This window comes from Lentzea sp. HUAS TT2, from assembly GCF_051853195.1.
Taxonomy (GTDB): domain Bacteria; phylum Actinomycetota; class Actinomycetes; order Mycobacteriales; family Pseudonocardiaceae; genus Lentzea.
The window spans coordinates 4804504-4829667 of the sequence record NZ_CP196667.1; the positions used below are offsets into that span (position 1 = coordinate 4804504).

24 protein-coding genes are annotated in these 25164 nt (G+C 69.3%); 12 read left to right on the forward strand and 12 right to left on the reverse strand.

Going from position 1 to position 25164, the window contains the following annotated elements; all coding sequences use genetic code 11:
• The first annotated feature begins 3 nt into the window (after window positions 1-3).
• Window positions 4-1011, forward strand: coding sequence for a ketoacyl-ACP synthase III family protein (locus tag ACSHWB_RS24160; RefSeq protein ID WP_439664260.1), 1008 nt, complete (start codon window positions 4-6; stop codon window positions 1009-1011).
• Here the strand turns inward: ACSHWB_RS24160 and ACSHWB_RS24165 are convergent.
• The 5 genes from ACSHWB_RS24165 to ACSHWB_RS24185 form a co-directional block, all read right to left on the reverse strand.
• The gene (locus ACSHWB_RS24165) at window positions 995-3133 is read right to left on the reverse strand and encodes a sensor histidine kinase (protein WP_439664261.1); all 2139 of its coding nucleotides are present in this window, start codon (window positions 3131-3133) and stop codon (window positions 995-997) included. The two genes, ACSHWB_RS24160 and ACSHWB_RS24165, sit on opposite strands and share 17 nt — an antisense overlap.
• A gap of 50 nt (window positions 3134-3183) precedes the next feature.
• Window positions 3184-5451 carry a sensor histidine kinase gene (locus ACSHWB_RS24170; protein ID WP_439664262.1) on the reverse strand — a complete coding sequence of 756 codons (2268 nt, stop codon included), beginning with the start codon at window positions 5449-5451 and terminating at the stop codon, window positions 3184-3186.
• A gap of 102 nt (window positions 5452-5553) precedes the next feature.
• A complete protein-coding gene (locus tag ACSHWB_RS24175; protein WP_439664263.1) occupies window positions 5554-6198 on the reverse strand; it encodes a hypothetical protein in 645 nt (214 codons plus the stop codon).
• A 26-nt stretch (window positions 6199-6224) separates the two neighbouring features.
• Window positions 6225-8483 carry a TOMM precursor leader peptide-binding protein gene (locus tag ACSHWB_RS24180; RefSeq protein ID WP_439664264.1) on the reverse strand — a complete coding sequence of 753 codons (2259 nt, stop codon included), beginning with the start codon at window positions 8481-8483 and terminating at the stop codon, window positions 6225-6227.
• Window positions 8480-8665, reverse strand: a complete 186-nt coding sequence (locus ACSHWB_RS24185; protein ID WP_439664265.1) for a hypothetical protein — start codon at window positions 8663-8665, stop codon at window positions 8480-8482. The genes ACSHWB_RS24180 and ACSHWB_RS24185 overlap by 4 nt, the downstream gene beginning before the upstream one ends.
• 210 nt (window positions 8666-8875) lie before the next feature.
• Here ACSHWB_RS24185 and ACSHWB_RS24190 point away from each other — a divergent pair, with 210 nt between their 5' ends.
• The 8 genes from ACSHWB_RS24190 to ACSHWB_RS24225 all read left to right on the forward strand — a co-directional run bounded on the left by ACSHWB_RS24190 (window position 8876) and on the right by ACSHWB_RS24225 (window position 15432).
• Window positions 8876-9685, forward strand: coding sequence for an AfsR/SARP family transcriptional regulator (locus tag ACSHWB_RS24190; protein WP_439664266.1), 810 nt, complete (start codon window positions 8876-8878; stop codon window positions 9683-9685).
• 158 nt (window positions 9686-9843) lie between these two features.
• Window positions 9844-10095 carry an acyl carrier protein gene (locus tag ACSHWB_RS24195; RefSeq protein ID WP_093600032.1) on the forward strand — a complete coding sequence of 84 codons (252 nt, stop codon included), beginning with the start codon at window positions 9844-9846 and terminating at the stop codon, window positions 10093-10095.
• Between the two features lie 29 nt (window positions 10096-10124).
• Window positions 10125-11060 (forward strand): aromatase/cyclase, encoded by a 936-nt coding sequence (locus tag ACSHWB_RS24200; protein ID WP_439664267.1) that lies wholly within the window; start codon window positions 10125-10127, stop codon window positions 11058-11060.
• A gap of 9 nt (window positions 11061-11069) precedes the next feature.
• Window positions 11070-11258, forward strand: coding sequence for a hypothetical protein (locus ACSHWB_RS24205; RefSeq protein ID WP_030474577.1), 189 nt, complete (start codon window positions 11070-11072; stop codon window positions 11256-11258).
• Entirely contained in the window at window positions 11258-11971 is a 714-nt protein-coding gene (locus tag ACSHWB_RS24210; RefSeq protein WP_439664268.1) for a hypothetical protein, read from the forward strand. Before ACSHWB_RS24205 ends, ACSHWB_RS24210 begins: the two co-directional genes overlap by 1 nt.
• Complete coding sequence (locus ACSHWB_RS24215; protein WP_439664269.1) at window positions 11968-13236, forward strand: beta-ketoacyl-[acyl-carrier-protein] synthase family protein; 1269 nt, start codon at window positions 11968-11970, stop codon at window positions 13234-13236. Before ACSHWB_RS24210 ends, ACSHWB_RS24215 begins: the two co-directional genes overlap by 4 nt.
• Window positions 13233-14447, forward strand: a complete 1215-nt coding sequence (locus ACSHWB_RS24220) for a ketosynthase chain-length factor (protein WP_439664270.1) — start codon at window positions 13233-13235, stop codon at window positions 14445-14447. The genes ACSHWB_RS24215 and ACSHWB_RS24220 overlap by 4 nt, the downstream gene beginning before the upstream one ends.
• A 67-nt stretch (window positions 14448-14514) precedes the next feature.
• The gene (locus ACSHWB_RS24225) at window positions 14515-15432 is read left to right on the forward strand and encodes an acyltransferase domain-containing protein (RefSeq protein WP_439664271.1); all 918 of its coding nucleotides are present in this window, start codon (window positions 14515-14517) and stop codon (window positions 15430-15432) included.
• 169 nt (window positions 15433-15601) lie between these two features.
• Here the strand turns inward: ACSHWB_RS24225 and ACSHWB_RS24230 are convergent, their stop codons facing one another.
• Window positions 15602-16378, reverse strand: coding sequence for a cyclase family protein (locus ACSHWB_RS24230; protein WP_266043462.1), 777 nt, complete (start codon window positions 16376-16378; stop codon window positions 15602-15604).
• 255 nt (window positions 16379-16633) lie between these two features.
• Here ACSHWB_RS24230 and ACSHWB_RS24235 point away from each other — a divergent pair, with 255 nt between their 5' ends.
• From ACSHWB_RS24235 to ACSHWB_RS24245, 3 genes are read left to right on the forward strand one after another with little or no spacing between them, the layout of a single operon-like run.
• The gene (locus ACSHWB_RS24235) at window positions 16634-16924 is read left to right on the forward strand and encodes an antibiotic biosynthesis monooxygenase family protein (protein ID WP_439664272.1); all 291 of its coding nucleotides are present in this window, start codon (window positions 16634-16636) and stop codon (window positions 16922-16924) included.
• Window positions 16921-17919: a CaiB/BaiF CoA transferase family protein gene (locus ACSHWB_RS24240; RefSeq protein ID WP_439664657.1), complete on the forward strand. Its 999-nt coding sequence runs from the start codon at window positions 16921-16923 to the stop codon at window positions 17917-17919. Before ACSHWB_RS24235 ends, ACSHWB_RS24240 begins: the two co-directional genes overlap by 4 nt.
• A 9-nt stretch (window positions 17920-17928) precedes the next feature.
• On the forward strand, window positions 17929-18858 hold the full coding sequence (locus tag ACSHWB_RS24245; RefSeq protein WP_439664273.1) for an LLM class F420-dependent oxidoreductase: 930 nt from the start codon (window positions 17929-17931) through the stop codon (window positions 18856-18858).
• 134 nt (window positions 18859-18992) lie between these two features.
• Here ACSHWB_RS24245 and ACSHWB_RS24250 read toward each other — a convergent pair whose 3' ends face one another.
• The 6 genes from ACSHWB_RS24250 to lpdA form a co-directional block, all read right to left on the reverse strand.
• The gene (locus ACSHWB_RS24250; protein ID WP_439664274.1) at window positions 18993-19487 is read right to left on the reverse strand and encodes a hypothetical protein; all 495 of its coding nucleotides are present in this window, start codon (window positions 19485-19487) and stop codon (window positions 18993-18995) included.
• A gap of 54 nt (window positions 19488-19541) precedes the next feature.
• Window positions 19542-20270: a lipoyl(octanoyl) transferase LipB gene (gene lipB / locus ACSHWB_RS24255; RefSeq protein WP_439664275.1), complete on the reverse strand. Its 729-nt coding sequence runs from the start codon at window positions 20268-20270 to the stop codon at window positions 19542-19544.
• Entirely contained in the window at window positions 20227-20817 is a 591-nt protein-coding gene (locus ACSHWB_RS24260; RefSeq protein WP_439664276.1) for a phosphatase PAP2 family protein, read from the reverse strand. Before ACSHWB_RS24260 ends, lipB begins: the two co-directional genes overlap by 44 nt.
• Window positions 20814-21704, reverse strand: coding sequence for a TIGR01777 family oxidoreductase (locus ACSHWB_RS24265; RefSeq protein ID WP_439664277.1), 891 nt, complete (start codon window positions 21702-21704; stop codon window positions 20814-20816). Before ACSHWB_RS24265 ends, ACSHWB_RS24260 begins: the two co-directional genes overlap by 4 nt.
• Window positions 21705-21863: 159 nt before the next feature.
• Window positions 21864-23606 carry a 2-oxoglutarate dehydrogenase, E2 component, dihydrolipoamide succinyltransferase gene (gene sucB, locus ACSHWB_RS24270; RefSeq protein WP_439664278.1) on the reverse strand — a complete coding sequence of 581 codons (1743 nt, stop codon included), beginning with the start codon at window positions 23604-23606 and terminating at the stop codon, window positions 21864-21866.
• 51 nt (window positions 23607-23657) lie between these two features.
• Window positions 23658-25046 carry a dihydrolipoyl dehydrogenase gene (gene lpdA / locus ACSHWB_RS24275; protein ID WP_439664279.1) on the reverse strand — a complete coding sequence of 463 codons (1389 nt, stop codon included), beginning with the start codon at window positions 25044-25046 and terminating at the stop codon, window positions 23658-23660.
• Window positions 25047-25164: the final 118 nt, after the last annotated feature.

Below are 25164 nucleotides of genomic sequence, written 5' to 3' on the forward strand. Positions count from 1 at the left end.
GCGGTGCGAGTGAAGGATGTTTTCGTCAACGGCAGCGGCGTGCGCCTGCCCTCGACGTTGAACGTCGCGGACGCGATCGCGTCGGGGGAGTGCGAGCCGAAGCTCGTCTCGCGCACGGACGTCGAGTCCGTGTCCGTCTCCCCGCACGAGTCCGCGGCCGAGATGGCGGTCGAGGCGGCACGGGTCGCGTTGGCACGGGCGGGATCGCAGCCAGACGACGTCGACCTGATCCTGCACGCCACCACCTACCACCAGGGCCAGGACCTGTGGCCGGTCGGCTCCTACATCCAGCGCGAGACGGTCAGGAACTCCTGCCTGGCGCTGGAGATCCGGCAGATGTCCAACGGCGGGCTGGCCGCGATGGACCTCGCCGTGTCCTACCTGATCGCCCGTCCCGGCAGGGATGCCCTCCTGACGTCCTCAGATCGCTTCTGCCTGCCGGGAATCGACCGCTGGAAGACCGATCCCGGCACGCCCTACGGCGACGGTGCGTCGGCTCTCGTGCTGTCCACCCGGGGTGGTTACGCGAAGCTGCTTTCGTTGGCTATCAATGCGGACAGCGATCTCGAACCGTTGCACCGCGGCGACGTGCCGTTCGGCCTCGCGCCGTTCTCGCACCGCATCCCGGTGGACTTCGAGGAGGCCAAGCACACGTTCAGCCGCGAGTTCGGGCTCTCCTACGGCATCAACAAGGCCAACGCGGGCCAGGCGCTCGCCGTGGAGCAGGCGCTGTCCGACGCCGACATGAAGATCGGTGACGCGGACTGGATCATCCTGCCGCACTTCGGCCGCCGCCGGCTGGACGTGAACTACCTGCGCCCGTACGACATCGAGCCGGAGCGCACGACGTGGGAGTGGAGCCGCACGGTCGGGCACCTCGGTGCCGGCGACCAGTTCGCGAGCTTCGACCACCTGGTGCAGACCGGTAAGGCGACGCCGGGCCAGCGGATCGTGATGTTCGGCGTCGGCGCCGGCTACAGCTGGGGATGCGCGGTCATCGAGATGCTGTGACGGGCAGCGGAATTTCGGCGCGCAGCCGGTAGGTGTGCTCGGGTGTGAGGCCGGCGTGCAGGTCGCCGCCGAGCGCACGGACGCGGGTGGTGAGGTTGCCGATCCCGTTGCCGTCACGGGACTTCCGCTCGGCCGCGGGGATCCCGTCGTTGACGATGTCCATCCGGACGAGGTGCGGTGAGCTGGCGAGGACGATCTCGCAGTGCTCGGCCTTGCTGTGCCGCAACAGGTTCGTGACGCCCTCGCGCAGCACCGTCGCGAGGGCGACTTCCGCCTCCTTGGGCAGCTCGTACGCGTCGATCTTGACCGTCACCTCGATGTCGGCCGCGGCCAGCAACGCCTGTGCCGAACGGGTTTCCTCGTCGAGCGCGAGCTCGCGGTAGCTCAGCGCCACCGACCGCACGTCAGCGAGCGCCTGCCGGGAGATCTCCAGCACCTCGGTGAGCTCCTGGCGGGCCCGGTCCGGGGCGAGCGTGGCCAGCCGGTGCGTGAGCTCGGTCTTCAACGTGATGGCGGACAGGCTGTAGCCGAGCAGGTCGTGCAGGTCGCGGGCGAACCGCAGCCGCTCCTGGGTGACGGCCGCGGTCGCCAGTTCCTCGCGGGCCTCGTGCAGTTCGGTGACCATCGACCGCAGCCGGGTCAGCGCGTACAGCACGAGCCCGTGGTTCGTCGTCGCCATCAGGCTCCACACCACGTCGGAGGCGATGGAGTCGAGCACCGTGTGGATGACGCCCTGCCCGGCGACGACCAGGACGAACGCGGCCCAGCCAGGCCACCGCGGCAGGACCAGCGCCGCGGCACCCGCGAGGAAGCCGGGAACGCCGCCGAGGTACGGGTCCTGGAACACGAACTGCGGGACGAACACGCACGCGGCGATCCCGGCGAGCGCCAGGTAACCGGGCATCGGACGTGACGGCACCCGTGGGCGGCTCACGACACCCAGCACCAGTGCCGCGATCACGGCACAGCTCGCCGCGCAGACCGCGAGCTCGGCGAGGCTCGTCGCCGGGTCGTACGACGCCAGCAGCGTCGCCATCACGCCGTACCCGATCACCACCGCCGTGAGCAGCACCTGGGCGAACCGCGTCGGGATCGGGGCACCAGATGAACGCGGCGCCTCCGGGAGGGCCGGCGCCTCGGCGTGCAGCCGGTACGTGCCGTCCGTGACGACGTCGATCCGGCCGGTACCGCTGATCGTGATCGAACACGTGGTCGCGTCGCGGTGCCGCAGGAGGTTCGTGACGCCCTCACGCAGCACCTTCGCGAGCGCGGTCCGCGACCTGGGAGATAGCGCGCTGTCGTCCACCTCGACCGTGGTCGTGACACCCGCGGCGGTCAGCACGGACCGCGCCGAGTCGATCTCGTCGGCCAGCGACAGCTCGCGGTAGCTCGACGCGACCGCGCGCACGTTCGTCAGCGCCTCGCGGGCGATGCCGAGGACCTGCGTGATCTCGCCCAGCGCCGCGGCGGTGCGGTCACAGACCAGGTCGCGGGCGAGACCTGCCTTCAGCGTGATCGTGGTGAGGCTGAAGCCGAGCAGCTCCTGCAGGTCGCGGGCGAACCCCAGCCTCTCCCGCGCCACCGCGAGACCCGCGAGCTCGGAACGCGCGGACTCGAGCTGCCTCACCAGCGCGGGCAACCGGGACAGGCCGTACACGGCCAGCCCCGCGACCAGCGCCGACGCGGCGTAGTAGCCCAGCACGCCGGTGGGGACGCCGTGGCCGGTCCTGATCAGCGCGTTGGCCAGCGCCACGGCACCGAACACGACCCACCGCACCCGCCCCGGCAGCACCAGCAGGGAGCTGCCCGCGAGGAAGACGGCCATGCCGGCCCAGGCCGCGACGGGGAAGAACGGCACCGGCACGAACACCAGCAGTGCCAGCGCGGCCAGCGCCAGGTAGGCCTTGGCGGACCTCAGATCGGTGCCCGGCCGGGAGAACACCCGCAGCTGCAGGTACCCGATCGCGAGCAGGCAGACGAGCGCACCCACGACCTGCGCCGGCGTCGGATCGCCGTCCAGGACGTAGAGGAACGCGTTGCCGAGGTAGTTGGCGAACACCACGCTGATCACGCCGTACGCAAGGCGGCGCGACACCGATGAGTGTTCCTGGCGTCGCGTCACGGCGGCATGATAGGCACGCGACCTGGGGGTTCAAGCGTTCCGGGATGGCCTCAGTTGAACGGCAGCGGGATCTCGGCGCGCAGCCGGTAGGTGTGCTCGGGCGTGAGTCCCGCCTGCAGGTCCCCGCCGAGGGCCCGGACACGGGTGGTCAGGTTGCCGATTCCACTGCCGTCGCGGGACTTCCGCTCGATCGTGGGGATCCCGTCGTTGACGATGTCCATCGTGACCAGGTCCCGCGAGCTGGAGAGCATGATCTCGCAGTGCTCGGCCTTGCTGTGCCGCAGGAGGTTCGTGACGCCCTCGCGCAGCACCGTCGCGAGCGTCACCGTCACCTCCTTGGGCAGCTGGTCGCAGGCGTCGATCTTGACGGTGACCTCGATGTCGGCCGCCGACAGCAACGCCTGCGCCGACTGGGTCTCCTCGTCGAACGACAGCTCGCGGTAGCTCAGGGCCACCGACCGGACGTCCGCCAGCGCCTGCCGGGAGATCTCCAGCACCTCGGTGAGCTCCTGGCGGGCCCTGCCGGGGTCGAGCGTGGCCAGCCGGTGCGTCAGTTCGCTCTTCAACGTGATCGCGGACAGGCTGTAGCCGAGCAGGTCGTGCAGGTCGCGCGCGAACCGCAGCCGCTCCTGGGTGACCGCCGCCGTCGCCAGCTCCTCGCGGGCCTCGTGCAGCTCCGTCACCATCGACCGCAGCCGGGACAACGCGTAGAGCACCAGCCCGTGGTTCGTCGTGGCCATGACTCCGTAGGCGATGTCCACCGCGCCGAACCCGTAGGCGCCGAAGATGACGCCCTGCCCGGCGACCACCGCGATGGCGGCGGGCCAGCCCGCGCGCATCGGCAGGATCAGCGCAGCGGACCCGGCGAGGAAGCCCGGCAGGCCGAGGTACGGGTTGCCGTAGACGACCTGGGGCACGTACACGCACACGGCGAGCGCCGCGAGCACCCCGAAGCGCTTGGCCATGCTCAGCCGGACGCGCGGGCGGCTCACCAGGCCCAGCACGAGCGCCGCGGTGCCGGCGACACCGGCCGAGGCCAGCGCGATCCCGGTCGCGCCGATGCGGACGTACTCGTTGAGCACGAGCGTCGACGTCGTGACGACGTAACCGACCACCACCGACGTGACCAGCACCTGGGCGAACTTCGTGGCGATCGTCGGGCCCGCCAGGCGGCGGCGTCCCGACGGTTCCTCCGGCGCAGGGTCGACCGGCACCTCGGCGTGCAGGCGGTAGGTGCCGTCGGCGTTGGCCTGGGCGAGCAGCGAGCCGCCGATCGCGGTGGTCCTGGTGGCGAGGTTGGTGAGGCCGCTGCCCCGGTCGGTGCCGACCTCGGCGGGCGCCCCGTCGTTGACGATGTCGATCGACATGAACCGGTCGGTGCCGCTGATCGTGATCGAGCACGTGGTCGCGTCGCTGTGCCGCAGCAGGTTCGTGACGCCCTCGCGCAGCACGGTGGCGAGCGCCGTCCGCGATCTCGGCGACAGCTCCGCGTGGTCCGTCTCGATCGTCGTGGCGACACCGGCCGCCGTCAGCACGGACCTGGCCGACTCGATCTCGTCGGTCAGCGACAGCTCGCGATAGCTCGACGCGACCGCACGAACGTCCGTCAGTGCCTCGCGGGCGATGCCGAGGATCTCCGCGAGCTCGCGCAACGCCCTGTCGGTGTGCTCGCCGATCAGCTTGCGGGCCAGCTCCACCTTGAGCGTGATCGCCGAGAGGCTGAAGCCGAGCAGGTCGTGCAGGTCACGGGCGAAGCGCAGCCGTTCCTGCGACACCGCGAGCTCGGCGAGCTCCGAGCGGGCCGTCTCCAGCTGCAGCACGAGCGACGGCAGCCGCGACAGGCCGTAGACGACCAGGCCGGCGACCATGGGCGTCACCACGTAGTACACCTGGCCGAGCAGCGGCAGCGACGGCAGGAACGCGGTCTGGATCACGCCGTTGCTCAGCGCCACGAGACCGAACGCGAACCAGCGGACGCGGTTCGGCAGCACCAGCAACGCGCTGCCCGCGAGGAAGCCCGGCATGCCCGGCCACGCGGAGGGGAAGAAGTACATCGGCACGTAGACGAGGCACGCCAGCGCGCCCAGCGCCAGGTATGCCCTGCCCGAGCGCAGATCCGAGCCCGGCCGCGAGAACACCCGCAGCTGCAGGAACCCGATGGCGAGCAGGCAGGCGAGCGAGGACGCGATCCGGGGCAGGGTGGCCGAGACCTGCAGCACGTAGAAGAAGGCGTTGCCGAGGTAGTTGGCGAACACCACGCTGATCACGACGTACGCCAAACGACGGGAGACCGATGAGCGTTCCTGTCGTTGCGTCACAGCAGCAGCTCCCACGCGAGGGTCGGGACGCGGCCATGATACGGGCGCTTCCTGGGAAGTCTCGCGTTTTGCGATCCGCGATCGGAGCAACATGGCGATGGCTCAACACCTCTGGACGACGACGAGTCCGGCCCCCGCCAGATAAGCGACGACATCCCCGACCAGCGTCTTCTCCACCTGCAACGACTCCGCCACCTGAGCGATCGTGCTCTCCGTGTGCAGCAACGACTTCGCGATCTCGGTGGCGGGCGCGCTGTGCAGGATCACCTGATAGGAGAGTCCTGGACACGCGAGCGCCTGGTCTCCGTTGAGGCGCTCGATCTCGGTGCGCGGCCGCATGGTGACGACCGCGTCGTCCGCGACGTGCGGCAACGCGAACACGGCGTCACGGGTGACGGCGACGACCGACAGGATCGGGCCGGCGCCGTCGTTGAGGCCGAGCGAGGGCACGACACAACCACCCAGTTGGTCGAGCGTGTTCTTCAGCTTGCGCCAGATCAGGCACGGGCCGGAGCCGGTCTTCCACCGCACGAAGTTCTCGTGCAGGGCGGAGATGTTCTCCAGCGCCACCGGCCCGAGGCTCATGCGGTGCAACGCCTCGCGCACGAGCGGGCTCGTGTCGGCGATCTCGATCGCACCCCATCTGCCGTGCACGGTCAGGTGCTCGACGCCCTCGTCGACGAAGGCGTCCTCCAGCAACGACCACAGCGGCCGGCCGGCCGGGACGTGCGACTGCGTGGGCACCACGGCGCCTCCGCTCTGGCAGGTGTGCATCACATGAACAGCGGGATCGGGTTGAGCTCTTCGTAACTTCTGGGTCGTGCCAGTCGCCCCAGTTGTACAGGGACGTCGTAGAGGCGCCCTTGAGCGAACCTCGACCAGAAGTGCCGCAGCCCGGGCACGACGACCCTGACCACCGGTAGTCCGATGTCGGGCCTGGTCTGGTCGAGCACGAGAACCTCCATCCCGCGTTGCTCCAGGAGGCGCTGGAGTGCGCGGACGTCGTCGGTCAGATCGTTGCGGAAGACGTAGCCGTGGTGGAAGACGTCCCGCGGCGGTGCGGACGGGTCGGGGGCGAGCCACGGCTGCTCGGCCAGCCTGGTGGTCTCGAACCAGCGCCGCATGTCGACGTCGAACGTGGCGAGGTCCATCGGCCCGCACACCATCGGCATGCACTGGTTGAGCTCGGCGAGCGCGCGGCGGGCTGCCAGGCGCGGGTCCAGGTGCGCGCCGCAGCCGAGCATGATGTCCTCGCGGGGGCCGTCGGTGCGCCGCGACACCGCGACCATCGTCGGCACCCCGAGGTCCGAGGTGACGTCGAGCAGCCACACCTCGCGGCCGAGTCCCGCGTGCACCTCACGCAGTTCGCGGATCCACGAGTCGTGGAACGAGTCGAGGTCCATGCCGGGCATGGGGGTGCGGTTGTACCACCAGATCGCGACGGCGTCGCGTTCGATCAGCTCGAGCAGTCCCTGCAGGACCGCGTCCTCGACGCTGCTGCCGGCGGCACAGCCGTTGGAGTTCGACACGACGCTCGGCGGACAGGGGGCGCCGAAGTAGACCATGCCGGTGGGCAGGAACTTGTGGCACTGCTCGGTGAGCGACCACAACGGAGTCCAGTCCATCACCTCGTGCTCGTCGAACGGCGTGGTGACGTACTGGAAGTCGGCGTGCTGGGCGTTCCACGTGTCGCGGTCCTCGAACTGCCGCGGGTGGTACTGCTGCACGGTGTCGGGGTGGATCGCGCGGTCGCCGAGCGAGGAGAGGCTGGCGCGGACGCGGGCCTCGTCGCCGAAGTACGCGCCACTGCGGCGTTCCACGGCCTCGCACAGCGCACCGACCTCGGCGTCGAGCGCGGTCACGCCCTTGCCGCCGGTGTCCGCGCGCAACGCCGACCGCAGCCCCTCGATGCCCTCGCCGCCCGCCGCGATGTTCGCGCCGGAGCGGTAGGAGTTGAAGAACGCGGGGCCTTCCGCGCGGCGGATCTCCCGCACGACCCCGGTGACGGGGCCGATGAGGTGGCGGTAGTTGTCGAGCACCTCCTGCGGCGGCGACGAGCGATGCCCGCCGCCGTCGCAGGAGCGCTTCACGCGACTCGCGAGTTCGACCGGCTCGAACGCTCTGCGCGCGACAACTTCCTGGTCACCGCAGCCGCCGCACTGCGGACGGTGCCGCACCTCGTGCTGGGTGACCTTCATGCTCAGACTGTCGTAGCTCCAGATGGAGCGCTGTGTCTCGTGCCGGATCCCGGCGAGCCACTTGGCCGCCTCGACCGACGCGATCTCCATCGCCATGGCGTGCAGCGACGGCAGGCCGATGAGGGGGCGGGGCGCCGGGCCCTTCTGCCCGCACCGCGCCCGCACGTGCGCCTCCGCCGTCCGGTTCGCGGACAGGCGGGTCGCGAGGCAACGCCAGCACGGGCCGTCGCCGGGGGTGAAGAACGGGCCGACGGTGACCTGCGCGCCGACCGGCTTGACCAGCAACCACGGTGTGCCGGACGCGCGGTGGTCCTCGTCGATCGTGCGAAGTTCCGGTTCCAGGTAGTCCGCACACGCCACGACCGTCAGGTCACCACTCCCCGAGGTGACCGTGAGTCCGTTGCGGTGCAAGGTTTCCGCGAGCGCGTCGCGATCGATGTCGCCGATCGCGACGACGGAGACGAGCGACGTCGTTGTCGCCGCCACCGCGTCCGCGGGGTCGAGGCCGGCCGCGTCCCAGTACGCGAGCGAGGCCTCTGTCGTGGCCGAACCGTCCTCCGTGCCGCGCCTGCCGATCAGGCCGGCCGCGGCGAGCCGGGTGAGCATCCGCTCGACCCTGTCCGCGGACAGTCCCGCGGGCACGTCCCGCAGCAGTGCCGTGAGGTCCCTGGTGCCGTCGAGCAACGGCGCCAAGGCTTCGACGTGGCTGCCCTGGATCGCGGTGACCCCGGACTCGCCGATGAGGTACACGGCCTCCCCCTGCACGATCTGCGGGCGGAGATGGCGTTTGAACCCGATTCTCTGTTCGCCGGGTTCGGCCAGTTCGGGTCTCATGCCGCGAGGACCTCGTCGTAAGCGACGCAGCCCTTGCCCGAACCGGTGGTGGTGCACCAGCCCCACGGGAACAGCCAGTCCATCGAGGCCTCACGGTCGAACTGGTAGATCTTCATGTCGTCGGAGTCGTCTGTGGCGGTGGTGACGGAAGACAAGTGCTCCACGGTGACGGTGGGGTACATGTGCATCTCCGATGTTTGCGAGTCATTTGATACGGGTAATGATGCGGACCAGCGGTAATGGATCGGTAGTTACCGGCTAATGCGCCCTCGTATGAAGTTTTCATACCCGGCACGGGCAGAACTCACCTGACATCGATGGCCTGTGCACTAACGCCCCGCCGTTGGGCCGAGCAGACTAATCCCGTGCTTGGAACCGAAGGAGGGGTCGCGATGCAGATCAAGGTCCTGGGGCCCGTTGAGGCCAAGGTGAACGGTCGCTCGGTGACGCCAACCGCGGCCAAGCCACGACAGATCCTGGCGCTGCTCGCACTGCACTCCGGTCAGGTGGTGTCCGTTCCCACGCTGATCGAGGAGCTGTGGGGGGACCGCCCGCCGCGCAGTGCCCGCACCACCCTGCAGACCTACATCCTGCAGCTGCGCAAGCTCATCGGCGACGCCCTGGCCACGTCCGGTGAGGGCGCGGCGAAGGAAGTGCTGGTCACCCGCTACGGCGGCTACCTGCTCGACGTGCCGCCGGAGGCCGTCGACGTGCACGAGTTCGAACGGCTGGCCCGCGCGGGCCAGCAGGCCTACGACGTCGAGGACCACGCCTCGGCCTCCCGGCTGCTGCGCCAGGCCCTGGACATGTGGCGCGGCGCCGCCGTGGTCGACGTGCGGCCGGGCATGCCGCTCGGCATCGAGATCGTGCGGCTGGAGGAGGCCCGGCTGGGCGTGCTCGAAGCGCGCATCGACGCCGAGCTGCGGATGGGCAAGCACAAGGCGTTGCTCAGCGAGCTGTCCGTGCTGACGGTGCAGAACCCGATGAACGAGAACCTGTGCGCGCAGTACATGGTCTCGCTGTTCCGCGCCGGCCGGCAGTGGCAGGCGCTCGACGCGTTCAAGGGCCTGCGCAACACCCTGATCGAGGAGCTCGGCGTCGAGCCCTCGTCGCGACTGCAGACGCTGCAGCACGCGATCCTGACATCCGATCCGCGGCTCGACAGCGCGGAAACCCGTCAGCTGCAACGCCTGCTGGCCTGAGCATCTCTCCAGCGGCCCGCGCCACACTGTGGCGCGGGCCGTTTTTGCTTGTCGTGCAACGGTTTCTTCGAGAATCTCTCCACCGGCTTACAGGCGTGCGGTGGCAACCTCAGTCGTGGGCGCGCGGAAATCGCCCGCTGGAGGAAAGGAAGCTAGCCGTGAGCGCACTGACCATCGAGGGTCTCAAGGAGATCCTCAACGAGGCCGCGGGCGACGACGACTCGTTCAAGCCCGGCCAGGACATTCTCGACATCCCGTTCCTCGAGCTGGGCTTCGACTCCCTCGCCCTGCTGGAGACGGTCGCGCTGATCAAGCGCAAGCACGGTGCCGCCATCGCCGACGACGAGCTGGCGTACATCGAGACGCCGCGTCAGCTGCTGGACAAGGTCAACGGACAGATCGCGGCCTGACGCCGGCGACTCGGGATACGGAGACGGACATGACGCACACCACCACGCACACGGTCATGATCGGGGCTCCCGCCAAGGTGGTGTACGACCTGGTCGCGGACGTGACGACCTGGCCGTACATCTTCGGACCCACGGTCCAGGCCGAGGTGTTCGAACGGGACGGCTCGACGGAACGGTTGCGGTTGCACGCGTTCGCCAACGGTGACGTGCGCACGTGGACGTCCCGGCGAGAGCTCGACCCGGCGAACCTGCACATCTCCTTCGAGCAGGAACGCTCGGCGGCACCGGTGAAGACGATGGGTGGGGAGTGGCGGATCGTCCCGATCGCCGACTCGGCGACCCGGGTCGATCTGCTCCACCACTTCACCGCGGCGCAGCCGGAGGCGGTCGACCTCATCCTGAACGCCGTCAACAACAACAGCGACGCCGAGCTCGCCGCCCTGAAGCGGGCGGCCGAGTACGGCGACGACTACGACAAGCTGGTGCTGTCGTTCTCGGACAGCATCACGATCCACGCGAGCCGCAAGGACGTCTACGAGTTCCTGTACCGGTCGGACCTCTGGCCGCAGCGCCTGCCGCACGTCGCGCGGCTGGACCTGACGGAGGCCGTCACCGGCGTGCAGTCCATGGAGATGGACACGCGCAGCCCGGACGGGTCGATCCACACCACGCACTCGGTGCGGGTCTGCACCCCGTACGACGGCATCGTCTACAAGCAGACGCACACACCGCCGATCATGGCGGCGCACGTCGGCCGGTGGACGTTCAGGGACATCGGCGACGGCATCGAGGCCGGCATCGAGGCGACGTCGCACCACACCGTCGTCATCCGGCCCGAGGTCATCCCCGAGGTGCTGGGGGCGGACGGGACGATCGAGCGCGCTCGTGAGCTCATCCGTCACGCACTGGGCACCAACAGCCTCACGACGCTCCGGCACGCCAAGGAATTCGCCGAGAACGGGTGAGGTGACGCGATGGGGTTGGGTGGCGCGGAACTACTGACCGCCGCAGCACGCGCTGCAAGCCGCAACGGACTTTACGTGGTCTCCATGTACCTGGAGAAGGCCGCGGTCGAGCATCAGCGCAAGGGTTGTCCCTCTTCGGACGTGGCGCCCTGTGCTTATGAGATCGAGGCCTCCCGAGTACTGCTGTCGGGGTTCTGATGAAGCTCTACGACATCTCGCTGCGCCGCACCAGCCTGTCCATTTCGGACAGACTGGTCGCGGCGCGGCGCCTCGACGCGCTCGGGGTCGCGTTCGTCGACGGAGGCAGGCCCGCCCGGTCGTTCTACCACCGGGCGGCGATCGAGCTCCGGTTGCGGGCCGCCACCCTCATCGCCTCCGGCGGTGCGGAGGACCTCACCGCACTCATCGCCGCGGAAACCCCCGCGGTGGCGATAGTTGTCCAAGGGCACGGCTTCTCGGTGGTCCGGGAGGCCGTGCGTCAACTCGTGCGCGCCGAGAGACGAGTGATCGTCGAGGCGCGGGACTTCTTCGACGGCTGGCTGATCGACCCCGAACACGCTTTGGAGGTCGTGCTGACTGCCGCGGAGGCTGGGGCGGAAACCGTGTTGCTGCACGATACAGCGGGCAAGCTGTGGCCGGACCAGATCGGCGAGATCGTCGAGGCGGTCGCGGAAACCGGTGTGCCCCTTGGTTTCGGTTGTCACGAGGACGGCGGCTCGGCCGCGAAACAGCTGTTCGCGGCCGATGCGGGGGCCGGACTCGTACAGGGGTCCTACGCCGTCGTTCAAGGTGGCCTCGATCGGGTCGATTCACCATCGGTTCATTCGGCAGAGACAGGTATCGCTCCCGTGCCCTGTCCGAGATTGGAGCAGACCGTGTCCGCACAGAAGGCGATTGGAGGTGTCCGATGAGTCGTCGCGCCGTCATCACCGGGGTGGGCGTGGTCGCACCTGGTGGCATCGGAACGAAGGCGTATTGGCAACTGCTGTCCGAAGGGCGTACGGCGACTCGGAACATCACGCACTTCGACGCGTCTCCGTACCGCTCCCGCATGGCGGGGGAAGCAGATTTCGATCCAGTGCGCGAAGGCTTGACGCCGCAGGAGATCCGCCGTCTCGACCGGGCCGCGCAGTTCGCGGTCGTCGCGGGTCGTGAGGCGATGGCGGACTCCGGCATCGAGTTCGACCAGCTCGACCCCGGCCGCATCGGTGTCTCGCTCGGCACCGCGGTCGGTTGCACGACCTCGCTGGAGCGCGAGTTCATCGTCGGCTCCGACCGGGGCAAGTACTGGGAGGTCGACCAGTCCTACGCGGTCCCGCACCTCTACGACTACTTCACGCCGTCCTCGATGGCGACGGAGCTGGCGTGGACAGTGGGCGCCGAGGGACCGGTCTCCGTGGTCTCCACGGGCTGCACCTCGGGTCTCGACTCGGTCGGTTACGCGGCCGACCTGATCCTGGAGGGCTCCGCGGACGTCGTCGTCACCGGCGGCACCGAGGCCCCGCTCTCCCCGATCACCGTGGTCTGCTTCGACGTGATCCGTGCGTCGAGCACCCGCAACGACGACCCCACAACGGCGTGCCGGCCGTTCGACAAGACCCGCGACGGCCTGGTGCTGGGCGAGGGTTGCGCGATCATCGTGCTCGAGGAGCTGGAGCACGCCCGCGCTCGCGGTGCCCACATCTACGGTGAGGTCGCCGGCTTCGCCTCGCGGTGCAACGCCTACCACATGACGGGCCTGCACCCCGAGGGCATCGAGATGTCCGACGCCATCAACATCGCGCTGAAGCAGGCGCGTGCGGATGCGACGGACGTCGGTTACATCAACGCGCACGGGTCGGGCACCAAGCAGAACGACCTGCACGAGACGGCCGCCTTCAAGCGCTCGTTGGGTGCGCACGCGTACAAGACCCCGGTCTCCGGCTTCAAGTCGATGATCGGGCACTCGCTGGGCGCGATCGGTTCGCTCGAGATCGTCGGCTCCTTGCTGGCGTTCGAGCAGGACCTCATTCCGCCGACGGCGAACCTCCACGAGCAGGACCCGGAGTGCGACCTCGACTACACGCCACTGGTGGCGCGTGAGAAGAAGGTCGACACGCTCCTGACCGTGGGCAGCGGTTTCGGTGGATTCCAGAGCGCCATGGTGCTCAAAAAGGTGGAAGGGGCAGGCCGGTGACTCGGGCGGTGGTGACGGGAATCGGCATTGCGTCGCCGAACGGACTGGGGCCGACCGCGTACTGGCGGGCGACCCTGCACGGTGAGGCGGCGATCAAGCCGATCACCCGGTTCGACAGCGCCAACTACTGGGCGAAGATCGCCGGTGAGGTGCCTGGCTTCGAGGCAGGGCGGCACCTGCAGGGTCGCCTGCTGCCGCAGACGGACCACATGACGCGGCTGACACTGGTCGGCACGGACTGGGCGTTGCGTGGTGCGGGTGTGCAGCCGAACGACATCCCCGACACCGACATCGCGGTCATCACCGCGGCGACGGCCGGCGGGTACGAGTTCGGTCAGCGCGAACTGCAGAAGCTGTGGCACCAGGGTCCGGAGTACGTCTCGGCGTACCAGTCGTTCGCGTGGTTCTACGCGGTCAACACGGGCCAGATCTCCATCCGTCACGGCACGCGCGGTCCCGGCGCGGTGGTGGTGTCCGAGCAGGCCGGTGGCATCGACTCCATCGGTCACGCCCGGCGCCAGCTGCGCAAGGGAGTCCAGCTCGCGCTGACAGGCGGCATGGACTCGTCGCTGTGCCCGTGGGCGTGGGTGGCGCACCAGGCGTCGGGTTGCCTGTCGCGCAACAACAACCCGAAGCGCGCCTACCTGCCGTTCGACCGCGACGCCTCCGGGTACGTCGCTGGCGAGGGTGGCGCGATCATGGTCGTCGAGACGCCGGAGTCGGCGGCGGGGCGTCCTGGCACGCGCATCTACGGTGAGATCGTCGGGTACGCCTCGACGTTCGACTCGAAGATGCCGTCGCGGGAGCCGGGTCTGAAGCGGGCGGCCGAGCTGGCGCTGCGCGACGCCGGCATGGACGCCTCGGAGATCGACGTGGTGTTCGCCGACGCGGCGGGCATCCCCGAGCTCGACAAGGCGGAAGCCGAGGCGATCAAGGGCATCTTCGGGCCGTTCGGTGTGCCGGTGACGGCCCCGAAGACCATGACCGGCCGTCTGTTCGCCGGTGGTGGCTCGCTGGACGTGGCGTCGGCGATCCTCTCCATCTACTGGAGCGCGATCCCGCCGACCGTCAACGTCGAGAACGTCGTGCCGGAGTACGAGCTCGACCTCGTCCTGAACGAGGCGCGGCACGGCAAGATCAAGGCCGCACTGGTGCTCGGGCGCGGCAAGGGCGGCTTCAACTCCGCCATGGTGGTTCGCGAGTACAGGTAGATGTCATGTGCCTCAAGGCCGTGAAGGTGTCCCCTTCACGGCCTTGAGCCGTTTCTGGAGGCGTGTTGTGGACGTAGCACTGATGTTTCCGGGCCAGGGATCGCAGTACCCGCGCATGGCGGCGTCCCTGTACGGCACGGATGCCGTGTTCACCTCGGTGATCGACGAGGTGTTCGAGCTGTTCGGCGAGGTCGGCTCACTCGCCTGTGAGGACTGGCTTTCCGGGGCCGACATCGATCACGTGTCCCGTGCGCAGCCGTTGCTGTTCGCGGTCGACTACGCGCTGGGGCGCACCGTGCTGTCGTGGGGCGTCAAGCCCGTCGCGCTGATCGGGCACTCCGCGGGCGAGGTCGTCGCGGCGACGATCGCCGGGGTGTTCACGCTGGAGGAGGCCGTGTCCCTGGTGCGGGACCGGGTGCTGTCGGCCGTGCCGATCCCGTCCGGCGGCATGCTGGCCGTCGCCGCGTCGGAGGCGGATCTGTTGCCGTACCTGGAAGGCGACGTGGCGATCGCGGCGGTGAACTCCGCGCGGCAGACGATGCTGGCCGGGTCCGACGAGCCGTTGGCGCGGGTGCGGGCGCGGCTGGAGGCGGACGAGTACATCGTCGTGACGGTGCCGGCGTCGACGCCGTTCCACAGCCCGGCGATGCAGCCCGCCGTGGACGAGGCCCTGGCCACGTGGAGCGCTTCCCCGCGGGCGCCGCAGATGCCGGTGTACTCCGGGTACACGGGCAAGCTGATGACTCCCGAAGACGCTTTGTCCGCGCGGTTCTGGACGCGTCAGCTGACCGACGCCGTCTACTTCGGACCGGCGCTGAACGAGCTCGTGGCGATGTACGACGTGCTGCTGGTGGAAGCCGGTCCTGGCCAGACTTTGACGTCGTTCGCGCGCAGGACGAAGGCCGTGCGTTCGGGTGCTTCGCAGGTGCTGCCGATGCTGGACGCGGCGGACACCGTGGCGACCTCACTCGCTCGTCTGGTGTGACAGCAATATAAAAGGGCCGCCCTCTTCGGGAGGGCGGCCCTTTGGCGGTCTCTAGTCGATGCCGCGGACGATGTGGTCTTCGTTCTCGGGTGGCCATATTTCGCTGGTGTCCATACCTACGAAGGTAGGTACCGTGATTCAGCTCTCACTTGAGAGCCGGTCGTCTGGCTCAGTCGTCGAGCAGCGCGACGGCCCTCGTCCAGCCCGCACCGGCACCCTTGATCTTGACGGGGAACGCGACGACGGTGAACCCGAAGTCCGGCAACGCCTCCAGGTTCGCGAGGCGCTCGATCTGGCAGTACTCGCGGTCGCGTCCGGCGAAGTGCGCGGGCCACAGCACGCTCTCGTCCTTGGTCGCCAGGTAGCGCTTGACGATGTCCGGGAACGGCGCGTCGAGGCTGAACGCGTCGGTGGCGATCACCTTGACCCCCAGGTCCAGCAGGAAGTTCGTGGCGGGACCGTCGAGTCCGGTGTAGTCGGTGAAGTAGGTCTGGGTGCCCGCGTGCTCGGCGGCGCCGGTGTCGAGGATGACGATGTCCATCGGCTTCGGCGTGTAGCCGATGCGGGCGAACTCCTTCTCCAGCACCTCCACGCCGATGACGCCGGTGCCGTGGCCGCGCACGTCGAGCTTCACGCCGGGGTTGTGGAACCACTCCAGCGGCATCTCGTCGATGTGGCGCGGGATCCCGTTGCCGTACGTGGTCTTCGAGCCGTAGTGGCTCGGCGCGTCCACGTGGGTGCCGGTGTGGGAGGTCAGGCTGATCCGGTCCAGCGTGAGGAACTCGGAGTCCCGCAGCACGGAGACGTCGAACTCGATGCCGAGCCGCGCCTTGAGCTGCTCGGCCATGTGTTCGGCACCCTGGGCGGCCGTGAGCACCTCGTGCGTCACCGGGTCCGCTTCGTACGCGGATGCGTCAATGTGGGAAGACAGATCGATGATGCGCATGCGTCCGAGCTTGGCGGGCGTTCCTTGAGCACGTCTCAAGACGCGGTGTGCATGGTTTTCCAGTGGCGCGACCCGGAACGTTGGCGAGGTGATCCACGCTCAGCAGGGCGCCTCGTGGTGTCGCCCCCACGCCCCCGTACAACCAGTACGAGGACGTGGGGGCGACACCGCGATGCACCCGTCTGACCGCGAATTCCCCCGGCGACGTTCCGGGCCACACCACTGGCCTGACACCGTTTCTGGAGGAGCCACCTCATGATCACCTTCCTCAACCGCTTCACGCTCACCGGTGACCCGGAGGAGTTCGAGAAGGCCTTCGACGAGACGGCCGCGTTCCTGCGCGAGCAGCCGGGCCTGATCAGGTACACGCTGTCGCGGCAGCTGGACGACCCGGCCTCGTACATCAACATCGCGTTGTGGGAGAGCGCCGACGCCCTGCGCGCGGCCCTCGGTCACCCGGACTTCGGCAACCACGCCAAAGCGATGCGCGGCCTGGCCGAGTCCACGGGCGCGATCTTCAACCCGCGTCTCTCGTTCGAAGCCTGATGGGTCCGCTCGACGGGCTGAAGGTCGTCGAGTTCGGCGGCATCGGTCCCGGACCGCACGGCGCGATGCTGCTGGCGGACCTCGGCGCGGAGGTCGTGCGCGTCGAGCGTCCGTCCGGCGGGCTGTCCGTGGTGCCGGACGCCTCCCGCGACTTCCTGTTGCGCGGCAGGCGTTCGGTGTCGGCGGACCTGAAGTCGGCTTCCGGCCGTGCCTCGGTGCTGGCGCTGATCTCGGCGGCCGACGTGGTGATCGAGGGCTTCCGCCCCGGTGTGCTGGAACGGCTCGGGCTCGGTCCCTCCGACTGCCTGGCGGTCAACCCCGGCCTGATCTACGCGCGGATGACCGGCTGGGGCCAGTCGGGGCCGCTGGCCCAGCGCGCCGGCCACGACATCAACTACCTGTCGGTCACCGGCGTGCTGCACGCGATCGGCAAGCCACCGCTGAACCTCGTCGGTGACTTCGGCGGTGGCTCGCTGTACCTCGTGCTGGGCGTGCTGGCGGCGTTGTGGGAACGGCAGCGCACCGGCCTCGGCCAGGTCGTCGACGCGGCGATCGTCGACGGGGTGGCGTCGCTGGCACAGATGATCTGGTCGATGAAGGCGCAGGCCGTCTGGGAGGACTCGCCGGACTCGAACCTGCTCGACGGCGGGTGCCCGTTCTACTCGATCTACGAGTGCGCGGACGGCCGATGCGTCGCGGTGGGGTCGCTGGAGCCGCAGTTCTACGCCCTGCTGCTGGCGGGGCTGGGGCTGGACGCCGCCGACCTGCCCGAGCAGATGGACCGCGACTCCTGGCCGTTGCTGCGCAAGGCGTTCGCCGAGGCGTTCCTGACGCGGACGCGCGACGAGTGGTCGGAGGTGTTCGTTGCCTCGGACGCCTGCGTGACGCCGGTGCTGACCCTGGAGGAGGCGGTCTCGCACCCGCACCTGATGGCCCGCGGGGTGTTCACCGCGGAGGGTGCGGCCGTTCCTGCACCGCGCTTTTCCGCGGACTAGATTGCGTTCGTGGAACTGCGAATCTTCACCGAACCCCAGCAGGGCGCGAGCTACGACGACCTGCTCCGGGTGGCCAGGACGGCCGAGGACGCCGGGTACGGCGCCTTCTTCCGCTCCGACCACTACCTCCAGATGGGCTCGGCCGACGGCCTGCCGGGCCCGACCGACCCGTGGATCACGTTCGCCGGCCTGGCCCGCGACACGTCCACGATCCGCCTGGGCACGCTGATGACCGCCGCGACGTTCCGCCACCCCGGACCGCTGGCCATCAGCGTCGCCCAGGTCGACCAGATGTCCGGCGGCCGCGTGGAGTTCGGCATCGGCGCCGGCTGGTACGAGGCGGAGCACACCGCGTACGGCATCCCGTTCCCGGCGCTGGGGGAGCGCTTCGAGCGCTACGAGGAGCAGGTCGCGATCATCACCGGCCTGTGGGACACCCCGGTCGGCGGCACCTTCTCGTTCGAGGGCAAGCACTACACGCTCGTCGACTCGCCCGCGCTGCCGAAGCCCGCGCAGGAGCGCGTCCCGCTGCTGATCGGCGGCATGGGCGCCAAGCGCACGCCCGCGCTGGCCGCGTCCTACGCCACCGAGTTCAACCTGCCGTTCGTCGGCATCGACGCCGCGGTCGAGCAGTTCGCCCGTGTCGACGCCGCCTGCGAGGAGACCGGCCGCGACCCGAAGGAGATCATCCGCTCGGTCGCCCTCGTCGCGTGCGTCGGCCGCACCGACGCCGACGTCGCCCGCCGCGCCGCCGCGATCGGCCGCGAGGTCTCCGAGCTCAAGGAGAACGGCCTGGCCGGCACCCCCGCCGAGGTCGTCGACCGCATCGGCGCGTGGCGGGACGCGACCGGTGTGCAGCGCGTGTACCTGCAGACGCTGGACCTCGCCGACCTCGACCACATCACCGAGATCGCGTCGGACGTCGCGCCCCAGCTCTGATATGTCGCCGCGCTGATATATCGCGGCCCTTGGGACGTTCCAGCGCTGAGAAGTGCCAGCCCTGATATCCAGTATCCGATATCCAAAACGCCGATATTTGGCATATCAGCGTCCGGTATATCGGATATTGGATATCAGGCGAGCGCTTTGCGCACTGCCGCCGGCATCGGCATGACGTAGTTCGCGTACCGCCGCCGATATCCGATATATCGGAGCTGCAGCGCGGGATCGTCGAGATAGCGGCGTTCCAGCCCGTCCTGCCCGAACACCAGCTTCAACCCGCGTCCGAGCATCGACGGCGAGTCGAGGCCGAAGCGGTCACGCAACACATCGGCCGCCGCGTGATCGCCGAACTCCAACGCAGCGCGACGAACTGACTCGACCGGCACCACCAGGTACTGCTCATCGGCGCGGACGCCGTCGCGATATGCGATGTCCAACGCGCTGAGCGCCTTCTGGTGCGCTCCGCCATCCAGCCCGAGGTAGTACTGCTCCCAGTCGCTGACCTGGATCTCACCGCTCCACGTCCGAACGGGCGCGGCCGCCGCCACCGTCCCGTTCGAACTGATTCCACCTGCCAGCGCCGTTATGCCGGCAGCCGTGAACAACTGGCGTCGGGACAACCTCACGACGCACCCTCCTCCGAATTTCCCCAGGGAACTCCACAGGTCCCCGCCGGGGAGCTACGGAATGCTAGCGAAGGTGATACCCGGAGCGACGGGGCCAGTGCGGGTCAAAGTGCGGTCCGACAGGGGGAGCGTGCCGTCGAGCGCCGCGAGCACAGCGTCACGGGCGAGCGGCAGCACCTCGGCGACGGTGACGTCGCGGCCCAGTTCGTGCGAGAGGGAAGCGACGCCCGCGTCCTTGATGCCGCAGGGAATGATGTCGCCGAACGCGTCGAGGCTCGCGTTGCAGTTGATCTCGAAGCCGTGCATGGTCACACCGCGCTGCACGCGGATGCCGATGGCGGCGACCTTGCGCTCCGGGCCGCGGTCGTCGGCGGGCAGCCACACGCCGCTGCGGCCCTCGATCCGGCCGGTGTGCACGCCCAGCCGGTCGCAGACGTCGATCAGGCCCTGCTCGATGCGCCGCACGTAGTCGACGACGTCCATCGGCTCGGTCAGCGCGACGATCGGGTAGCCGACCAGCTGGCCGGGTCCGTGCCAGGTGATCTTGCCGCCGCGGTCGACGTCGATGACAGGGGTGCTGCCGCCGCGCGGGCGTTCCTCGTCGAGGGTGCGCCGGCCGCAGGTGTAGACGGGCGGGTGTTCGAGCAGCAGCAGGGTGTCCGGGCTCGTGCCGCCCGCGCGTGCCTCCGCGATCTCCTTCTGGAGGTCCCACGCCGCCATGTAGTCGATGAGCCCCAGCTCACGGATCACGACGGGGTCTGACGAGGTGCGGCACGAGTTCACGACCCGACGTTACCAACCCCAGAGCGAGTGCTGCCACGAGTCCAACGCCCGTCACACCCAGCACCGCGCCGATGACGTCGGTGACCCAGTGCATCTCCAGCACGACCCTGGCGAAGCCGCCCACCAGCACTGCCAGCACCGCCCACAACGCGACGTGCCAGGTGGTCCGGCGCAGCAGCACGACCAGCGTGAACGCCGTCGACGCCACCGCCACCGTGTGCCCGCTCGGGTAGCTCGGCAGGTGGTACTCGATGGGCCGCACGCGGTCGAACAGGAACCTCGTCAACACGGTCGCGCAGCACAACCCGTGCATCGCCAGCGCCTTCCACAGCCGCGGGTCTCGCCGCCGCCAGGCCAGCACGAACAACACCGCCGCGAACGCCCAGCCGATCGTCGGCCCGAGCACCAGGCCCACCGCGAACGCCGCCGTCTGCAGCCACTCCGGGCGCGGCAGCCCGTTCTGCACCCAGACGTCGAGCCCGGTCATCTCGGGGAGTCCCAGGAGAACCCACGAGATCAGGAGCAGGGCTGCGACGACTCGGGTCACGCGACCGCCGCGTTGAGCGCGGCCGGCAGCGCCGGGTGCAGGAAGTGGAAGCCGTGGCTCTCCAGCACCTTCGGTGTCAGGCCGGGACCGCTGAGCAGCAGCTCCTCCGCCATCTCACCGCCGAGCAACGTCTTGAGCGCGAACGCCGGCACCGCCCACGGCGTCGGCCGGTGCAGCGCGGTGCCGACGGCCTTGGTGAACTCGGCGTTCGTCACCGGCGTCGGACCGGCGACGTTGACCGGACCGCGGATGTCGTCGTGCTCGACGACGAACCGGTACGCGGACACGACGTCGTCGAGCGAGATCCACGGGAAGAACTGGTCCCCGGAGCCGAGCTTGCCACCGAGGAAGAACTGGAAGACCGGCTTCAACCGGCCGAACACACCACCGGAGGGAGAGATGACGACAGCGGTGCGCATTAGTACGACACGCACGCCGCCTTCCTGGGCCGCGGACGTCGCCGCTTCCCAGTCCTGGGTCAGCCGCGACATGAACGAGTGGCCGCCCGGCGCGTCCTCGTCCGCGAGGCGCGACCCGGTGTCGCCGTAGAAGTGGGCGCCCGACGAGCTCACCAGCGCAGGCACGCCGTGCTCGACGACCGCGGCCGACAGCACCTCGGCCGGAACGATCCGGCTGTCGTGCAGCACCTGCTTGCGCGCGTCGTCCCACCGCTTGTCGCCGATGCCCGCGCCGCACAGGTTGATGACGGCGTCGACGCCGTCGAACGTCCCCTCGTCGATCCGTCCGGCGTACGGGTCCCAGCCGCGTTCGTCGGGCGCGGCGGCTTTGCGGCGCACCAGCCGCAGCACCTCGTGACCGGCGGCGCGCATGGACGCCACCAGGCTCGTTCCGATCAGGCCCGACGATCCCGCGATGACAACCCGCATACCTAGATCGTTCCCCACTGCGTCATTGCCTGCACAGCCATAACTCGCATACCGGACCCAGGATGTGCCGAAGGCCACCCCGGCAAACCGGAGTGGCCTTCAGGTCACACTGTTGCGTCGATATCCGATATATCGGATATCAGTGCTGCTCAGCGGCTGTCAGAGACCGAGGTCGGCCTCGAACGCGCCTTCCTCGAGACGGTTCTTGACCGTCGTGAGGAAACGGCCCGCGTCGGCACCGTCGACCAGGCGGTGGTCGTAGGTGAGCGCGAGGTACATCATCGAGCGGATGGCGATGGTGTCGCCGCCGTCCTCGTCGGTGATGACGACCGCGCGCTTCTTGACCACGCCGACGCCCAGGATGCCGACCTGCGGCTGCTGGATGATCGGGGTGTCGAAGAGGGCGCCGTTGCTGCCGAGGTTCGTCAGCGAGAACGTGCCGCCGGCGAGCTCGTCGGGCGTGAGCTTGTTCGAGCGGGCGCGCGCCGCCAGGTCACCGATCTTGTGGGCGATGCCCGACAGGTTCAGGTCACCGGCGTTGTGGATCACGGCGTTGAGCAGGCCGCGCTCCGTGTCGATCGCCAGACCGAGGTGCTCGGCACCGTGGTAGGTGACCTCCTTGCGCTCCTCGTCGATCGACGCGTTGAGCACCGGGTGGGCCTTGAGGGCCTCGATGGCGGCCTTGGCGAAGAACGGCAGGAACGTGAGCTTCGCGCCCTCACGAGCCTCGAACGCCTTCTTGGCCTGGTTGCGCAGCCGGGCGATCTTGGTCACGTCGACCTCGAACACCTGGGTGAGCTGGGCCGACATCTGCAGCGACTCACGCGTGCGCTGCGCGACGATCTGACGCAGGCGCGGGAGCTTCTGCACGGTGCCGCGCTTGCCCGAGTTGTCGACCGCGACCGGGGCAGCGGTGCGAGCGGCGGGCGCGGCAGGAGCAGCAGCGGCGGCCGGTGCCGGAGCCGGGGCCTTCTTGGCCTCGACGGCGGCGAGCACGTCCTGCTTGCGGATGCGGCCACCGACGCCGGTGCCCTTGAGCGAGCCCAGGTCGATGTTGTTCTCCGACGCGAGCTTGCGCACGAGCGGGGTGACGTACGGCGAGCCGTTCGCGTCGTCGGACGAGGACGTGGCGGGCGCGGCGGCCGGAGCGGCCTGCGGAGCCGGTGCGGCCGGAGCCGGAGCGGGCGCCGGGGCTGCCTGCTGCGGAGCCGGGGCCGGAGCCGCCTGCTGGGGCGCCTCCTGCTTCGGCTCGGGCTTGGTCTCCGGGGCGGGCGCGGACTGCGCGGGGCTGCCCGAACCGATGACGGCGAGCTTGCCGCCGACCTCGACGGTCTCGTCCTCACCGGCGCTGATCTCGAGCAACGTGCCCGCGACCGGCGACGGGATCTCGGTGTCGACCTTGTCGGTCGAGACCTCGAGCAGCGGCTCGTCGACCTCGACGCTGTCGCCGACCTGCTTGAGCCAGCGGGTGACGGTGCCCTCGGTGACGGACTCGCCGAGCGCGGGCATCGTGACGTCGGTGCCCTCCGCCGAACCACCGGACTGTGCCGGTGCGGGGGCGGCGGGCGCCTCTTCCTGGGCCGGGGCGGGAGCGGCAGGAGCCTCTTCCTTCGCGGGCGCCGGAGCCTCCTGCTCGGGGGCGGGCGCGGCGGCGGGGGCGGCGTCGCCGTCACCGATGACCGCGAGCTCGCCACCGACCTCGACGGTGTCGTCCTCCTGCGCGACGATCTTCTGCAGGACGCCGGCCGCCGGGGACGGGATCTCGGTGTCGACCTTGTCGGTGGACACCTCGAGCAACGGCTCGTCCACCTCCACCCGGTCGCCTTCCTGCTTCAACCACCGGGTGACCGTGCCCTCGGTGACGCTCTCACCGAGTGCGGGCATCTGGACGGAGAAGGCCATTGTTCGCTGACTCCTCGTGCTCTCGTGTGGCTGACTTTGTGTGGGGAACGGTCAGCCGTGCACGTGCAGCGGCTTGCCGGCCAGGGCGAGGAACGCCTCGCCGAGGGCTTCAGTCTGGGTCGGGTGGGCGTGGATCAGCGGAGCCACGTCCTCCGGGTAAGCCTCCCAGCTGTAGATCAGCTGTGCTTCACCGATGAGCTCGCCGACGCGTTCGCCGACCATGGTGACGCCGACGACAGGGCCGTCGGGGGCCTTCACGAGCTTCACGCCACCGGCGGTCTTGAGGATCTGGCTCTTGCCGTTGCCCGCGAGGTCGTAGATGAAGACCTCGGCAGAGCCGTACTTCTCCTTGGCCGCGGCCTCGGAGAGACCGACCGAGGCGACCTCGGGCTTGCAGTACGTGACGCGCGGGATGCCCGCCTCGTCGATCACCTTCGGGTTCTGGCCCGCGATCTCCTCGGCCACGAAGATGCCCTGCTGGAAACCGCGGTGCGCGAGCTGCAGGCCCGGCACGATGTCGCCGACGGCGTAGACGTTCGGCAGGTTCGTGCGCAGGCGCTCGTCGGTGATGACGAAGCCGCGGTCGATCTTGACGCCGGCCTCCTCGTAGCCGTGGCCAGCGCTGTTCGGGCCACGGCCGACCGCGACGAGCAGCAGGTCGGCGTCGAGGACGTCGCCGTTCTCCAGCGTGATCGACACGCTCGAGTCGGTCTGGGTGGCGCCGGTGAACTTCACGCCGGTCTTGAACTTGATGCCGCGCTTGCGGAACGCGCGCTCCAGCTGCTTGGACGCGTACTCGTCCTCGGCGGGCACCAGGCGGGGCAGGGCCTCGACGATGGTCACGTCGGCGCCGAACGAACGCCACACGCTCGCGAACTCCACGCCGATGACGCCGCCACCGAGGACGACGACCTTCTCCGGGATGAAGTCCAGGTTGAGCGCCTGGTCGCTGGTGATGACCCGGTCGCCGATCTCCAGACCGGGCAGGCTGCGGGCGTACGAACCGGTCGCGAGGACCACGTTCTTGCCGACGTAGCGCCGGCCGTTCACCTCGACGGTGTTCGGGCCGACGAAGGTGCCCGCACCCTCGACGAGGGTGACCTTGTTCGCCTTCGCGAGTCCCTGCAAGCCCTTGTAGAGCCGGGAGATCACGCCGTCCTTGTACGAGTTGACACCGGCGATGTCGATGCCCTCGAGCGAGCTCTTCACACCGAACTGGTCGCCTTCGCGGGCGTTGTCCGCGACCTCGGCCGCGTGCAGCAGCGCCTTGGTCGGGATGCAACCGCGATGCAGGCAGGTGCCACCCAGCTTGTCCTTCTCGACCAGGACGACGGACAGGCCGAGCTCGGCCGCGCGGAACGCGCAGGCATAGCCTCCTGAACCACCGCCGAGGATGACGAGATCGGCGTTGGTGGCCGACTCCAGTTCCGGCGAAGTCACTTCGGATCTCCTCGGGATTACTTACTACGCGCGGGTGCGCGCGAGGTACGCGGCCATCTTGTCACTAGTTGCCCGAGCGCGGTGATCCGGCATAGGAGACCACGCCCGGTGCTGATCA

Coding starts and splice junctions, on each gene's coding strand:
- ACSHWB_RS24190 (WP_439664266.1), top strand. CDS start 8,876: ATGCAGATCAAGGTCCTGGGGCCCGTTGAGGCCAAGGTGAACGGTCGC.
- ACSHWB_RS24230 (WP_266043462.1), bottom strand. CDS start 16,378: ATGCGCATCATCGATCTGTCTTCCCACATTGACGCATCCGCGTACGAA.
- ACSHWB_RS24210 (WP_439664268.1), top strand. CDS start 11,258: ATGAAGCTCTACGACATCTCGCTGCGCCGCACCAGCCTGTCCATTTCG.
- ACSHWB_RS24215 (WP_439664269.1), top strand. CDS start 11,968: ATGAGTCGTCGCGCCGTCATCACCGGGGTGGGCGTGGTCGCACCTGGT.
- ACSHWB_RS24180 (WP_439664264.1), bottom strand. CDS start 8,483: ATGAGACCCGAACTGGCCGAACCCGGCGAACAGAGAATCGGGTTCAAA.
- ACSHWB_RS24235 (WP_439664272.1), top strand. CDS start 16,634: ATGATCACCTTCCTCAACCGCTTCACGCTCACCGGTGACCCGGAGGAG.
- ACSHWB_RS24265 (WP_439664277.1), bottom strand. CDS start 21,704: ATGCGGGTTGTCATCGCGGGATCGTCGGGCCTGATCGGAACGAGCCTG.
- ACSHWB_RS24185 (WP_439664265.1), bottom strand. CDS start 8,665: ATGTACCCCACCGTCACCGTGGAGCACTTGTCTTCCGTCACCACCGCC.
- ACSHWB_RS24200 (WP_439664267.1), top strand. CDS start 10,125: ATGACGCACACCACCACGCACACGGTCATGATCGGGGCTCCCGCCAAG.
- ACSHWB_RS24205 (WP_030474577.1), top strand. CDS start 11,070: ATGGGGTTGGGTGGCGCGGAACTACTGACCGCCGCAGCACGCGCTGCA.
- sucB (WP_439664278.1), bottom strand. CDS start 23,606: ATGGCCTTCTCCGTCCAGATGCCCGCACTCGGTGAGAGCGTCACCGAG.